We start from the raw sequence: 13,320 nt of genomic DNA, 5'->3' as shown, positions 1-13,320 counted from the left end.
GGCTTTTCAGCCCCTTTTTTTTAGGCTGGAATCGACAGACCGGCGGTGGTCGCATAGCGACCGTTGAAGAAGATGAGCGGCTCACCTTCAGTATGTAACGAATCCACCACTTCACCGATAAAGATCCAGTGATCGCCACCGTCTACCTGACGCCACATTTTGCATTCAAGGTGCGCAAGTGCGCCGTCAATTAAAGGCAGTTTATAGCTACTGACCCGGTGGTCTACACGATGAAATTTATCGCTGCCTGCGCTGGCAAAAATATCGCTAACCTGATGCTGATGCCCCGACAGGACATTTATCGCAAAGGCTTCCGTCTTCAGAAAATGTTGAGCGTACCAGGATTGCTTACGCAGGCTCCAGAGTACCAGTGGGGGTTCCAGGGAAACGGTGTTAAAGCTACTGATGGTTAACCCATGGAAATGGTTATCTTTATCCATCATAGTCACGACACACACGCCAGTGGCGAATTGACCAAATACGTTGCGTAAGGTTCGGCTATCAAACTGCGCCATATCGTTTCACCTCTGTTAAACCTGTAGACGCGATCTGCTGTTGCAGCGCGCCAGCAAAAATTGTCAGCCCTTCATCCAGAACGCTGTCTTCAATCGTCAAGGGCATTAAAAAGCGGATGGCATTCGCCTGTTTGCCACATTTAAGAAGAATTAGGCCTTCACGGGTACAGCTTTTGACTAACCGATCGATAAGCCCGGTCGCCGGCGTTCGCTCTCCGTTCTCCAGAGAAAAAAGCTCCAGCGCAATCATGGCCCCGACTCCGCGTATTTCATAGCCAATCGCCAGCGGGCTGACAATGGACTCTAAGGCTTTGCGCAGACGCTGACCCAGACGGCGGGCTGCGCCCAGCAGGTCCTTCTCCTCAAAGAGGTCAAGTACCGCCAGCGCTGCCGCGCAGGAAAGCGGATTGCCTGCCCAGGTTCCGCCAAGACCGCCCGGTGCCACCTGGTTGATAAGCGACTCGCGACCGACAACGCCGGACAGCGGAAGTCCGCCGGCAACAGATTTTCCGAACACGATTAAATCGGCGTCAACGCCGGTTTGTTCGATAGCAAAGAACGTCCCCGTGCGACCCGCGCCAGACTGGACTTCATCAGCGATTAACACGATACCTTCCTGGTCGCAGAGTTCACGCAGACCACGCATAAACGCAGGCGGCACGACGTAAAACCCGCCCTCTCCCTGAACGGGTTCGATGACGATGGCGGCCACATCCTGCGGCGCAATGTCGCTCGTTAATATCGCCCTGAGGCCAGCCAGCGCCTGCGCAATATCACGTTCCGTCTCTCCCTGCGGAAAGGGAGCTCGAAAGACCGGGCCAGGCATGACCCCCATCCCCTGGCTATAGGGCGCAATTTTGCCATTCATCGCAAGCGTCATAAACGTACGCCCGTGATAGGCGCCGCTGAAGACAATTACCCCGCTGCGCCCGGTGGCTGCACGGGCAACCTTAAGCGCGCCTTCCACCGCTTCAGACCCCGTCGTCAGGAGAAAACTGCGCCGGTCAAAATCTCCGGGCATGAGGGCGTTAATACGTTCACACACCGCGATATACGATTCATAAGGGGTGGCGGCAAAACAGCTGTGGGTAAACTGATGCAGCTGGCGCTCCACAGCCGCGATGACTTTAGGATGGAGATGCCCGGTATTCAGCGCGGCAATGCCGCCGGAAAAATCGATGTAGCGTCGATTGTTGACGTCATATATCACCGCATTCTCTGCTCGCTGAATATACACCGGATGCATCTGGTTTATGCCACGGGCAACGGCGCCCTCCCGTCGCTGTAAAAGTTGTTCGACTACCGTATCCATAACGCTCTCCTCAGGGGGCGGCCCGGACAGCCGCCCGTCAGGTTATTGATGACGCATCTGTTGCAACATGGCATCAGCATGCTGGTTTAACTGCTGACGATCGCCATAGCGGTAAGGATCGAGGAAATCGAATCGGACCGGTTTATCCCCGCGATCGAACAAGTGGCCAATGCCGCCAGGCGCGTTATGAGCCCAGTAGAACAGGGAATCGGCGAATTCCTCCGTTGCCCGGGAGAGGTAGCGATTGGTGAAATCTGAAAAATCGATCGGGAAATGCTCGCGGTTGTCAGCAAAAAGCGCATGAAGCGTAGCAATCACCTCTTTTTCAGGAAGATGACCAGCGCGATAGGCTTCCATTGTTTCGCAGGCTTTATCGAAAATAGCCTCATAGTACGGGCTTTCAATGGAAAGGTGGCCGGGCCAGGTGGCGCTTTCAAATTCCTTCTCGAGGCGCTCGTCATCACCGTGCTGCTGGTAGTCGCTCAGGATTTTGCGCAGGCGCAAAACGCCAATGTAGCTGCCGCTAATCCAGATACGGAACCACGCATTCCACAGCGGGAAGCTATCAAATGCGGTGAATGAATTTGCCACCAGCCTGTCGTTAACTTTTACCACTTCCAGGCTGTAATCCTGATAGCTGGAGAAACGCTCTTTTGACCAGTCATCCTGTCTGACGGCATGAACAATTTTAGGCGCGACGCGCAGAATCGATTCGAACGTATTGACTAACCCGCGCGAGAACAGCGGATCGACAAAGCCCACCGCATGGCCTAAAAGACAGTAACGCTCGCCTACGCTTTCGCGGCTGGTGTAATTCAGGCGAGGTGCAACGGTCCATTCACGTACCCGGGCTGCGCTTTCAAAGTGGCGGGCAACGGAGGGGTGCTCATCGAGAAAACGGGTAAACTCTTCTTCCGGGTCTCCTGCAGGACCATGTTTATCGATATCGAACTGCAGGCCAACGCTACATAAGGTATTGGTCGAATAGGGATGATTGTTGAAAGGAATAATCCAGAGCCAGCCGCCTTCAAACATGTGATGCAGCGTACTCTGTGAGAGCGGGGTCGGCGAACCGGTCACATCCGTTGAGGCGATGACGTCTTCATACAGTTTGACGCCTGTCATATGGGTGAACAACGAACGGGTACGGCTCTGCATCTCACGCGCACCTTCGCGCAGGCCGAACTTATCGGCAACCGGTGAGCGAAAGCCTGCAGCATCCACGACATATTTGACCTGGATCTGTTCTTTACCCAGATCCAGCAGCATCCCGTCGCCGGTTTCTTCAATAGACTGAATGCGGGTTTGCTGGCGAATGTCTGCACCCAGACGCGCGGCCAGCGCCAGGTAATAGGCATCAATATCCTGGCGGAACAGATGCGCTTCCGGAGACAGTACCGGTGTCGACACAACGTCCTGCGGATTATGCGCTTTATTCTTACCGTTCCATGCAAAGCTGAATGCCAGTTTAATTCCTGCGCTCGACGTGCCAATATTCTCCATCAGTGCATGAATTTCCCCCGGCCATGCCAGCTCAGGAATATTGTACCGGCGGGCAAGTATTTTCAAAAGCACAGCACTTTCCGGTACCATCGATTCCCCCACTGCAAAGCGAGGATGGGTACCTGCATCAATAATCACCACGTTCAATTTCTGTTTTGCCAGAATAGCGCCGAGCATGGTTCCAGCAATACCACTCCCGATGATGGCCACATCATAATGACTTTGTTTCATTGCTTTACCCTTAATAATATTACTGAGAGACTAACTGTGTTGTTATTTCGATTTCATTTTCACGCGCGTGATCGGCCTGAATCAGAAAAAGATGTGTCGCTTGTTGCGTTAACCATTCCCTCGCCAGAGACATAGCAATCTCTTTGCCGGTGCGCTGCGGCATCGTCAGTACCAAAGTAGGCCCCTGAAAGCGAAAGCGCGTACAGCAAATGGAAACGGGCGCCCCCACATTGGCATTAATAAAATCGACCGGTGAGACGCGCGATTTTATTGTCATGTCATTAATAATTTTCTCACTGGTATTTACAGGGAATGCCGTACCAAACTGAATAAACCCGACACTCTCATGATGCTTATCCAGCAATGCCTGATGCTGTTGATAAATTTTATTGACAGTAAACAGCACATTTAATGACAACGGGTCTGCTGTTTTTAACCCCCGGCGCAAGGTCTCATCTAAATCTGACCAGATTAATGAGCTTGCGGTACTTGAAGAAACGATTTTCATTAGCTGACCCCCGTTTTACATTACGGTAAATATCAGGCAGGTGTTAAAACCCCCAAACCCAATCGTCATGCTCAAACCCGTTTTTCCCTTTAAGGGCTGAGGCTGTGTGGCGGGTAAATTAAAGCGCAGGCCATCAATTGGTTTTTTCAGCTCATAGACCGGGGGGATCGTGCCCGTATTGAGGCTGTGAATGAGCGCGATGGCTTCCAGCGCCCCTGTAGCCCCTAGCGTATGGCCAAAATTACCCTTTGTGGCGAAGACCCAGGGACGATGCGTGAAAAACTGGTTATAGGCATTGCTTTCAACCCGATCGTTGGTCAAGGTACCCGAACCGTGCGCATTAATAAGCGCAATGTCGCCAGGCTCAAGTCCTGCCTGCGTCAGGGCACGCTGCAATGCCAGGCGGATGCCATTGCCTTGCTCATCCGGCGCGGTCAGTCCCGCCGCATCGTTAGACGCCCCCGCGCCGACAAGCCTGGCCAGCACGCGTGGCGCAGACCCGCCTTCCCGTTGCAATACCAGAAAACCGGCCCCTTCTCCGAGAATGGTACCCTCGTGTGTGGCATCGAACGATTTCAGGGTCGAAAGAGAAAGCGTACCCAGCGCGCTATGGGCCAGACGTTTTGAATCAGTAAGAATATCCGCCCCGCCGCATACGCACAGGTCTGCTTGCCCCGTCGCAATTAAATGCGCCCCCAGAAGAAGGGCATCTGAGCCCGATGAGCAGGCGGTAGAGAGGGCGATCCCTTCCATCCCCAGCGACGCCGCCACCTCGTTAACCCAACTGTCGAGAGGCTCCCGGCAAAATGCCTCGCTGTCGAGACGGAATCCAAGACTGGTACCCACAATCAAAAAGCGCCGCTCCTCCGGCACGGGTTCTCCTGCCCCCGCATCTTCAAGCGCCCGGAGGGCAGTACGTTTTGTCAACGCGATCAGTTTTTCACGCATTTCTGCTGGCCACTCGCCCGGCAGCATAGCGGCCAGTTCAGTACGCAAGCTTCGCTCCGATGGCGCTGGCGCAATACCGGTCTGGCTTTCCAGTAAGGTCTGAAAAACATCCTCGATGCGATCGCCAGACGCAGTTGTCCATCCCATGCCGACAACATTTGCGACATACGTTGTAGTAGTCATCATTTTTCCTTTACCGAAAATAATACGGTAAGCTGGTTAAATTGAATTAACGATATATCAGTTGAAGGTGCGTAAAAATTCGTTAAATGGCTTATCCTCAAGCGGAGAAGGATAAAAATTATCTTTGATCTCGCCTGCAGTTAATTCTATTTTCCGTTGATAAGGCTCTTTTTGTAGCCAGCGTGGACCTTCAATGAAATCGAATGTGATATCTGTCGCATCAAACCCATCCAGTTCGGCAGGCTTAACCACTTTCCTTCTTTTACGGTCCAGCACCTGGGCATAAGCAGAAATATCAAAATACCGAATCCGCTCATTCTCCACCACCGCATTAATACAATGCCATGGGCGGGGTAAATAAAGATAATTCACAAAAATATTCCGTAATGAATACACGGGTTTATTGATAATCTGGCTATACAGTATCGCCGCGACATCGGCCATTTCCGAACAGAAACAGGGTAAACGCTGTGTTTGTTTCAGCATTTCGCGAAGATAATCCTGAGGCGTCAGGTTACGTATGACCTCGTCGCGAAAATGCTCATAACGTGAAATATAATAATCCCAGTGTTCCTCAGGAAACTTGAGGCGAACGATGTCCGCTGGCCATGTTTCAAACACATCTGATTCCTGGAGGACATGACACATTGTTTTTGGCACTTCACGCAAAATATCCTCAAGGTTCGTCAAGTGATATTTTTCAATGACCGCCCGTGCCAGTTCCCGAAGTTCATCATTCATGACATCACCTTATTTATATTGTGTTAATGAGGCCGCGCCACAATAAACAAAGTTTATATTTCGCGGCCGTTCGTGGCGTTTGAGTTTTTTCAGCAGGAGGGCACTGTGCTGCTGGCAATTGGTTTCATTGATCAATGATTCGTCGCAGGTCAAAAAAATATCGAACCCCGCTATTTGGTCACCCTCACTGACGATTTGGGTTTTGCAGGTCATTACCCCTTTAATTTCCCGGCACAGCTGTTTCACGGCACCGATATTGACCTTCTCATCCCTAATGACAATGAAATCACTGATTCTGCCTTTGAAAAAAAGGAACCCATCCGCGTCCTGGAAGAAGATATCTCCAGTGCGAAGCCAGCGTTTGCCATCAAGCTCAATAAACGTTTGTCGGTTACCCCGCCCGATACGTTTTACAAGCAAGGTATCAGAACAAATCAGCAACTCCCCCTGCCCGTCCTGCCCGTCTGCACCTGGCAGGATGCGAACTTCCGTCTGGTCAATAGGACGTCCGGCTGAAGCATAATATCCTCTCCCCAGCAGATGAGCCGGGCACGTCGACACTCGGGGTCCGGCTTCGCTGATGCCATAAGTCAGATATAGCTCAAGCCATGGCTGCCGGAGTAAGAAGGCTTCCACCTCTTTTGGCGCAGCCAGATCGCCCCCAATCGTCAGTTTTTTCAAACCTGGCGGAAGCGTGGTTTCCCAGGCGTTCAGCTGTCGTAGTAATACGGGAGTAAGCGAGCTGAGGGTAACGCCGTATCGTTGTAAATCATCCAGATAATGGGGTACAGAAAACGGAGGCCCACTGATAACCATTTCACAGCCGGTCTCCAGGGCAGCAATCATCTGTGCAACCAGCGCGGTGGAATAGCACATCGGCAAACTGATCAATACCCTGTCACTGGCGCTCATACCAATACTTTTGGCGTGGCGCAGCGCGTTACGGCGCAGAGAATCAAAATGATGAACACACCCGCTGCTGAACGACGATGACGTCCCGGACGTGGCAATCACGACCTGCCCCGGCTGTGTCTGTACGGGGCCGCCATGACGGCATTTTCCCACCTGCCAGCGCCCTAAGCTTTCAGTTGCGCTCACCCCCAGTTCCTGCCAACGCCCTTGCTGAACCGGCGTTCGCACCAGCGCCCCTGCTGCAAAGTCCTCAAGCATTTGCAGAATGCGTTCTGCTGGCGTGAGCGCCGGGATCAGCGCTGGCACAAAGCCGCTGTTGAGGACGGCAAAGAACATGTACATCAAGTCCGGGCAGTTCGGCATCGCTATCAGCACCACCTGACCGGGTTCTAAACTCTGCCGCTGCCAGTAATCGACATAGTATTGATAACTCTCTCCTTCAGCGCCGCTGGTCCCCACCGCAGACGTTGCCAGCACCGGAGAAAATAAACCGGCAGGCTCATAGGGAACGAAAGCGGCACGTTCTTCTGCTCGCGTTAGCATTTTCAGGCTCCAAGCTTATTCATAATGAAACGCGAAAGGGTTTGGCATGAATAAAAATTCGCGGGTGAAAACTCTTTATCCTCAACTTTAATATTAAATTCTTCCTCGCACTGGAAGCGTAATTCGACAAATCCAATAGAATCCATTCCTACCATTGAGGCGAGACCGGTTTCGTCAGCAATATCTTCGCGCTCGACGTCCAGACCAATACGTTCAGCGATGATTTCTTTAATACGATCGACAATCACAGGCATATCCAGTTTCATAATTTTACCCTTTAATGTTTTCAAGCGTTTTATTTACTACAGCGGAAGAGGATTCTTTATTTAACCAACGTAATATTGGCGGTGTCGTTGCCGTCACCACGAGCGCCACGATGACCATAATCGAGTAGACACGTTGCGAAATAAGGTGCAATTCGAGCCCAATGGACAGCACGACCAGTTCCATCAGACCACGCGTATTCATGAGCGCGCCAATCATGGAGGCGTCACGTAGTGAATAGCCTGAAATACGCGCCCCAAGCAGAGCACCACTGAACTTGGTCATAAATGCCAGTAAGGTGAACCCGATTATCCAGGCAATATCCTGCGATGCCATACTGAAGTCGAAATGCGTTTTCAGACCGGCACTGACAAACAACACGGGCAGTAAAACATAGTGCATGAAGCCGTTCATACTCGCGTGCCATTGCTTTGCTAACCCAGGGATCCGCGCGAGCATACTGCCCGCCAGCAACGCACCGAAACCACTGTGCAGGTGAAGATAATCCGCTCCCCACGCGCTGATCAAAATCCAAAAAATAATCGCCGGAAATCTCATCTCAGGTTTGTGCGCATACCGAATGAGAAGTGGCACCACGACTTTGCAGGTCACCAGCCAATACAGTACCAGGGTTACCGTCACGACCGATAAATAAGACCACAGCGAATCGGATTTTCCTTCAACCGCAGCAAATACGCTGTCCAAAGCCAAAATCCCCCAGCCTGTCACATCGGTAAGAATGGCAGCTGTGATGACGGGAGGAATGATAGCCAGGTGAAGCATCTTTAAGTCTTCAATGATCCTCACAATCACCGGCAGAGCGGATACCGCCAGTGCCGTTCCCATAAAGATATTAAATAAAAGACGATCGGTTTGTGGCGCCAGTTCGGCATGTACCGAATTCCCCGCTAACACGCCACCGATAAAAGGGAGCAGCATGCCTAATGCCGCTATTTTTAACGCAGCGATAGTTTGCTTACGGCGGCCATGGTTATTACCATGAAAATGCGACAACCCAATATCAAACATGAGCAAAATCATGCCCAAATTCGCCAGCTTATCAATGGTGGTCAGCGACTCCTGGCTAAATAAAGAGATTTGAAATGAGAACAGCGACATTATTCCGGGAAAGAACGTCGGTCCCAATAAAACGCCTGCAGCAATATGGCCAATGACCTGCGCCTGACCTATCTGCTCCATAAGTTTGCCCACGACATAGCAGGCAAAAACAATCACGGAAAGCTGAATAATAAACATGGGTATCCCCGCCATAGCTAGCGTTGAGTTTATTGATAGTAAAAACGTTCAGTTCGAAACGTGGGCGACGCTATTTTCGTTAAAATGACCTATTGCGGTGGTCATCATCGCAATAATCACCATCACGACGCTCACTAAACAGATGCCCTGCCAGTCCCATCTTTCATACACCCACGGACCGGTAACGGACCCTGCTGCTCCCATTGCATAATAAAAGAACATATAAAGCGCATAGAGGCTGCTTCTTTTATCCGGGTGTAGTCCGAGAACTCGCGTCTGGTTAGCCACCTGCGCGGCAAAACACCCTAAATCGAATAAGATAATACCCAGCGTTAGCCCCGGTAAGGACGCAGGAAAGAGAAACAGGACGGTTATTCCCGCCACCACGAGTACCATTCCGCTAAAAATCACGCTGCGACACCCGAAGCGGTCAGCCAGTTTTCCCGCATAATTCGCCAGTACAAGACCGACGATACCCGCCAGGCCAAATAATCCGGCGGTTCCCGCAGGCAGATGCAAAGGCGGCCTTTGCAGATGAAGCATGATGGTCACCCATAACAGGCTAAAGACAAAAAACCATGCGCCTCCGGTTACAGCAGACTCAATCAGCCGCGCGTTACGCAGTAAACCCGGCAATTTCACCATGACGCTCAGATACCCCGTATCCCTTGCGGGCTTAACATCGGGCAGACATCTGATGGCCAACAACGCCATGGAGGCCATAACGGTGGCGAAGATGGCCAACATCCCTCGCCAGCCAAGCGCATCGGCCAGACTGCCGCCCACTAGCCTTGCCAGCAGGATCCCTGCCGAAATACCCATCGTGATCAGACCGACCGTGGCGCCTTTTGGCGTAATATGAAATCCAAGCGCATTCAGCTGCACTGCGCTTGTCGCCATCGCGCCCGTCACAATTCCCGCGCTAAAAAGGAGCAACGGTTGACGGGTCAGGGAAGCAGTGAACAGCGCAAGCGAGAGGAGGAAAAACTGACAAACGATCAGTTTTTTACGGTTAACGCTATCTCCCAGCGGAACAAGAAAGAGTATTCCCAGCATATAACCTATTTGCATGCTCGCTGCAATGAAGCCGGTATAAAACAGGGGCAGCTGCAAAGATGTCGCGATAGCAGGTAATACGGGCTGGAGAATATAGTTATTCGCCATGGCGGTACCGGCCGCAATGCTGGCAAACCAGATAAACAACGGCGAAACCGCATTGTCTTGTGCGATATCACTCATTAATTACCCCCTGTCTTTTTTTTGCCACAATATCAATTGCCACTTTCATTTTTTTCTCGGGAAAAGGTAATACATGCAATAACGTAAATGCAGGTCTGGAATCACGGAAATAGTTCCCATGAATACGAGCCACCTGCTGCCATTGTTCAATTTCAGTCAGATACAGCCTGCTTTGTATTACATCGTCTATCGCATAACCATTCGATTCGAGTATCCCCTTGATCTTATTAAGAACACATTCCGTTTGCAGTGCGATATCATCAGATTCAATCTCACCACCAGAATTAAGAGGTCCCGTTTTTGAAATATATAGCCAACCGTCAGCTTCTACCGCTCGCGAGAAACCGAAAGCCTCCTCCCAGCTGCTGCCGGAAGTAATAAGTCTTTTTGATTCCACAATGTCATGCCTTTCATCATTGGGTGAAACAAACATATTACAACCCGATCAAATTTGTCCAGAAAAAATAACAAAAAATTGATCTGAAATCTTACTGACAATTAAGTAAGCATTTCCTGGATAAGCTGTAAGCGCAGCTAACCAATCAACAATTAAATTAAACAAATTAAGTAATAAATAACCAACGAAATATCCCAAAACCAATACCAGCTAAAATAAATAAACATCAAAAAAAATGCCCATTTATTTAAACGGATATATTTATTACGCACAAATAATACAGAACGCAAAAAGAACAGTATTTCGTCATTTATTCTTATAAGTAACCCAATGTAAAATATGAGAAATATTATAATATAAGACAAACCTATGACGTCACGCGTAATCGTTATTGTTGAGAGGTTTTAATAATCCAGGGGGGAGAATTTTAAATGGCTTCAATAGAGAAAAGCCTGCTTTTAAGGGCAGGCTTTTGCTTCTTGTTTACGAGAGAGTCGTGCTATGAAGGGCTTAAATCTGATAATCAATCGCCACTTCTTCCGGCTCCATGACCTGGCGTTTAATCTCATCAACGGACAGCCCGGCATTGCAGAGCTCGATAAAGCGCCACACATAGTTGCGCTGGAGCTGTCCGCGCTTGAGGCCCAGCCATACGGTATTGGCGTCAAACAGATGACGTGTATCCAGACGCACCAGGTTCCCGGCTTCGCGCTCGCCTCCGGACTGTTCCGCCACCAGACCAATACCCAGCCCCAGCTCGACGTAAGTTTTAATCACATCGGAATCCTGCGCGCTGAGCACCACATCCGGCGTTAACCCTTTTCGGTTGAAGGCTTCATCAATGCGTGAACGTCCGGTAATGCCCTGGCGGTAGGTAATCAGTGGCCATTTTGCGATCTCCTCCAGCGTCAGCGGAGAGACCTGATTCAGGGGATGATCGACCGGAAGTAACAGACTGTGATACCAGCGGAACCACGGGAAGGCCACCAGCAGCGGGTCGTTGCTCAGGCGTTCACTGGCGATGCCGATATCCGCCCCACCGTTTTGCAGCAGCACTTCAATCTCCTGCGGCGTGCCCTGGATAAGCTCCAGACGCACCTCCGGGAAGAGTTCGCGAAAGACTTTAATCACCGGCGGCAGGCTGTAGCGCGCCTGGGTATGGGTGGTGGCGATGGTGAGCACGCCGGAGGCATCATTGGTAAAGAGATCGGCCAGACGACGCACGTTGCTGGCCTCGTTGAGGATCCGCTCCGCGATAGTGAGCAATGCCTTGCCAGGCTCTGTCATGCCGAGCAGGCGCTTACCGCGGCGGATAAAGATCTCTATCCCCAGCTCCTCTTCCAGCTCGCGGATATGGCGGCTGACGCCGGACTGAGAGGTATAAAGCATATTGGCGACCTCGGTCAGGTTGTAATCCCGCCTGGCCGCCTCACGGATAATTTTAAGTTGCTGGAAATTCACGATTCACTCCGGCGCATCTGACATAGCTCTATTGTTAGAGTCAGCTGAGCTGCAGAACAAATAATAAAAACCAGCATCTTATGCTTTTATGGAATATCAGCTCACGAGCTGAAGTTCGCGGTTCTCAAGCGATGGCTTGCTGACCAGCGACATTAGAATCTCTTTAACCGCCTGCGCCTGCGGCGACAGCGAGCCGCGTGCGGACATGTTCAGCGACAGCGGCAGGCTCATTGAAGGCGTGGTGATGCGCGCCATCCAGGCGTTTGCCGCGCTGCACAGCGAACGCGCGGCGGATTCCGGCAGCACCGTGACCCCCATTCCGCTGGCAATGGCTGCGGTCAGCGTGGAGATCGAGTCGATTTCGCCGATGATTTTTGCCGTCAGGCGGCGCAGGGAGAAGGCTTCGTCCACGCGCACGCGCACGGCGCTGTAATCGCGCGGCAAATAGAGGTTCATCTCTGCCACCGCGGTAAGGTCAACGCTCTGACCCGGGCAGTCGCGGGTGCCCACAAGATAAAGATCTTCTTTCAGCAGCGGCTGGCTGGTGATCCCGGCGACCGGGGAGCGATCGTAAAGCACCGCCATATCCAGCTGGCCGCTGAGCAGTTTGTCATTCAGCACGGACCCGCTGTTTTCGTGCAGGTACACCAGCACTTCTGGCAGCTCAGCGCGAACGGCCTGCAGCAATGGCATGGTAATAGATGATGCGGCCGTTCCCGGCGCCAGACCGATAGAAACATGCCCGCTCAACGTCTGGCCAACGTTATGAACCGCCAGCTGCGCCTGTTCACACTGGCGAAGAATAGTGCGCGCGTGGGTATAAAGGATTTTACCGGCTTCCGTTGGCGTAACGCCGCGTTTGGTGCGGATCAACAGCTGCTGATCCATCTCGCCTTCCAGAGTAGCCACCTGCTGGCTCAGCGCAGGCTGCGCAATATGCAGCACTTCCGCCGCTTGAGTCAGGCTGCCGATATCGACGATTTTTACGAAGTATTTCAGTCGTCTTAAGTTCATTTTGCCCCCTGTTCGAAATGCTGTGCCGGAACCGGCTGTCGTTGTTGAACAGGTTTTGCAATATGAATGCCAGTTTTACCAGGCGGTCTGAATTGTTCGCTAACCACCTGAAAATAAGGAATCCTAATCATGGAGGGGGCTTTTATTACTGAAACAGCAGTTTATGATCTGCCCCATTAGGGGTATATCCGCACCAAAGCAGTGCATTCCGCTGTCAAAAACGCCACTTTGCCGATTTTGTCAGCAAACGATCAAAAGGCGTTGATCCACCCTTTGACAAGGGAGACGCAGG

Annotated in this window: 13 protein-coding genes; all 13 read right to left on the bottom strand. The window is 51.5% G+C overall.

Going from position 1 to position 13,320, the window contains the following annotated elements; translation table 11 throughout:
* Window positions 1–20: 20 nt before the first annotated feature.
* The 13 genes from EKN83_RS09365 to nac all read right to left on the bottom strand — a co-directional run bounded on the left by EKN83_RS09365 (window position 21) and on the right by nac (window position 13,028).
* On the bottom strand, window positions 21–515 hold the full coding sequence (locus EKN83_RS09365; RefSeq protein ID WP_025760076.1) for a flavin reductase family protein: 495 nt from the start codon (window positions 513–515) through the stop codon (window positions 21–23).
* A complete protein-coding gene (locus tag EKN83_RS09360; protein WP_126800774.1) occupies window positions 502–1,827 on the bottom strand; it encodes an aminotransferase class III-fold pyridoxal phosphate-dependent enzyme in 1,326 nt (441 codons plus the stop codon). The genes EKN83_RS09365 and EKN83_RS09360 overlap by 14 nt, the downstream gene beginning before the upstream one ends.
* Before the next feature lie 42 nt (window positions 1,828–1,869).
* Window positions 1,870–3,561: an NAD(P)/FAD-dependent oxidoreductase gene (locus EKN83_RS09355; protein ID WP_126800773.1), complete on the bottom strand. Its 1,692-nt coding sequence runs from the start codon at window positions 3,559–3,561 to the stop codon at window positions 1,870–1,872.
* Between the two features lie 19 nt (window positions 3,562–3,580).
* A complete protein-coding gene (locus EKN83_RS09350; RefSeq protein ID WP_126800772.1) occupies window positions 3,581–4,069 on the bottom strand; it encodes a hypothetical protein in 489 nt (162 codons plus the stop codon).
* 15 nt (window positions 4,070–4,084) lie between these two features.
* The gene (locus EKN83_RS09345) at window positions 4,085–5,203 is read right to left on the bottom strand and encodes a beta-ketoacyl synthase N-terminal-like domain-containing protein (protein WP_229235404.1); all 1,119 of its coding nucleotides are present in this window, start codon (window positions 5,201–5,203) and stop codon (window positions 4,085–4,087) included.
* Between the two features lie 54 nt (window positions 5,204–5,257).
* On the bottom strand, window positions 5,258–5,941 hold the full coding sequence (locus tag EKN83_RS09340; RefSeq protein ID WP_025760069.1) for a hypothetical protein: 684 nt from the start codon (window positions 5,939–5,941) through the stop codon (window positions 5,258–5,260).
* Between the two features lie 9 nt (window positions 5,942–5,950).
* Entirely contained in the window at window positions 5,951–7,396 is a 1,446-nt protein-coding gene (locus EKN83_RS09335; protein ID WP_126800771.1) for a class I adenylate-forming enzyme family protein, read from the bottom strand.
* 2 nt (window positions 7,397–7,398) lie between these two features.
* Window positions 7,399–7,662: an acyl carrier protein gene (locus EKN83_RS09330; protein ID WP_014884442.1), complete on the bottom strand. Its 264-nt coding sequence runs from the start codon at window positions 7,660–7,662 to the stop codon at window positions 7,399–7,401.
* Window positions 7,663–7,666: 4 nt separating this feature from the next.
* Entirely contained in the window at window positions 7,667–8,917 is a 1,251-nt protein-coding gene (locus EKN83_RS09325) for a cation:proton antiporter (protein WP_185857664.1), read from the bottom strand.
* A 48-nt stretch (window positions 8,918–8,965) separates the two neighbouring features.
* A complete protein-coding gene (locus EKN83_RS09320; RefSeq protein WP_126800769.1) occupies window positions 8,966–10,156 on the bottom strand; it encodes an MFS transporter in 1,191 nt (396 codons plus the stop codon).
* On the bottom strand, window positions 10,149–10,589 hold the full coding sequence (locus EKN83_RS09315; RefSeq protein WP_126800768.1) for a Rid family hydrolase: 441 nt from the start codon (window positions 10,587–10,589) through the stop codon (window positions 10,149–10,151). The genes EKN83_RS09320 and EKN83_RS09315 overlap by 8 nt, the downstream gene beginning before the upstream one ends.
* Before the next feature lie 474 nt (window positions 10,590–11,063).
* Complete coding sequence (gene cbl, locus EKN83_RS09310; RefSeq protein WP_126800767.1) at window positions 11,064–12,014, bottom strand: HTH-type transcriptional regulator Cbl; 951 nt, start codon at window positions 12,012–12,014, stop codon at window positions 11,064–11,066.
* Between the two features lie 96 nt (window positions 12,015–12,110).
* A complete protein-coding gene (gene nac, locus EKN83_RS09305) occupies window positions 12,111–13,028 on the bottom strand; it encodes a nitrogen assimilation transcriptional regulator NAC (protein WP_045286298.1) in 918 nt (305 codons plus the stop codon).
* Window positions 13,029–13,320 lie beyond the last annotated feature (292 nt).

The sequence above is a fragment of the Enterobacter sp. WCHEn090032 genome (genome assembly GCF_003986875.1).
Taxonomy (GTDB): domain Bacteria; phylum Pseudomonadota; class Gammaproteobacteria; order Enterobacterales; family Enterobacteriaceae; genus Enterobacter; species Enterobacter sichuanensis.
This window is presented reverse-complemented; position numbering and strand designations above follow the sequence as displayed.

Excerpts from the sequence above, each read along its gene's own strand:
- EKN83_RS09315 (WP_126800768.1), bottom strand. The coding sequence starts at position 10,589 with ATGTTTGTTTCACCCAATGATGAAAGGCATGACATTGTGGAATCAAAA.
- EKN83_RS09360 (WP_126800774.1), bottom strand. The coding sequence starts at position 1,827 with ATGGATACGGTAGTCGAACAACTTTTACAGCGACGGGAGGGCGCCGTT.
- EKN83_RS09355 (WP_126800773.1), bottom strand. The coding sequence starts at position 3,561 with ATGAAACAAAGTCATTATGATGTGGCCATCATCGGGAGTGGTATTGCT.
- EKN83_RS09320 (WP_126800769.1), bottom strand. The coding sequence starts at position 10,156 with ATGAGTGATATCGCACAAGACAATGCGGTTTCGCCGTTGTTTATCTGG.
- EKN83_RS09350 (WP_126800772.1), bottom strand. The coding sequence starts at position 4,069 with ATGAAAATCGTTTCTTCAAGTACCGCAAGCTCATTAATCTGGTCAGAT.
- EKN83_RS09365 (WP_025760076.1), bottom strand. The coding sequence starts at position 515 with ATGGCGCAGTTTGATAGCCGAACCTTACGCAACGTATTTGGTCAATTC.
- EKN83_RS09325 (WP_185857664.1), bottom strand. The coding sequence starts at position 8,917 with ATGTTTATTATTCAGCTTTCCGTGATTGTTTTTGCCTGCTATGTCGTG.
- EKN83_RS09345 (WP_229235404.1), bottom strand. The coding sequence starts at position 5,203 with ATGATGACTACTACAACGTATGTCGCAAATGTTGTCGGCATGGGATGG.
- EKN83_RS09330 (WP_014884442.1), bottom strand. The coding sequence starts at position 7,662 with ATGAAACTGGATATGCCTGTGATTGTCGATCGTATTAAAGAAATCATC.
- EKN83_RS09335 (WP_126800771.1), bottom strand. The coding sequence starts at position 7,396 with ATGCTAACGCGAGCAGAAGAACGTGCCGCTTTCGTTCCCTATGAGCCT.
- EKN83_RS09340 (WP_025760069.1), bottom strand. The coding sequence starts at position 5,941 with ATGAATGATGAACTTCGGGAACTGGCACGGGCGGTCATTGAAAAATAT.
- nac (WP_045286298.1), bottom strand. The coding sequence starts at position 13,028 with ATGAACTTAAGACGACTGAAATACTTCGTAAAAATCGTCGATATCGGC.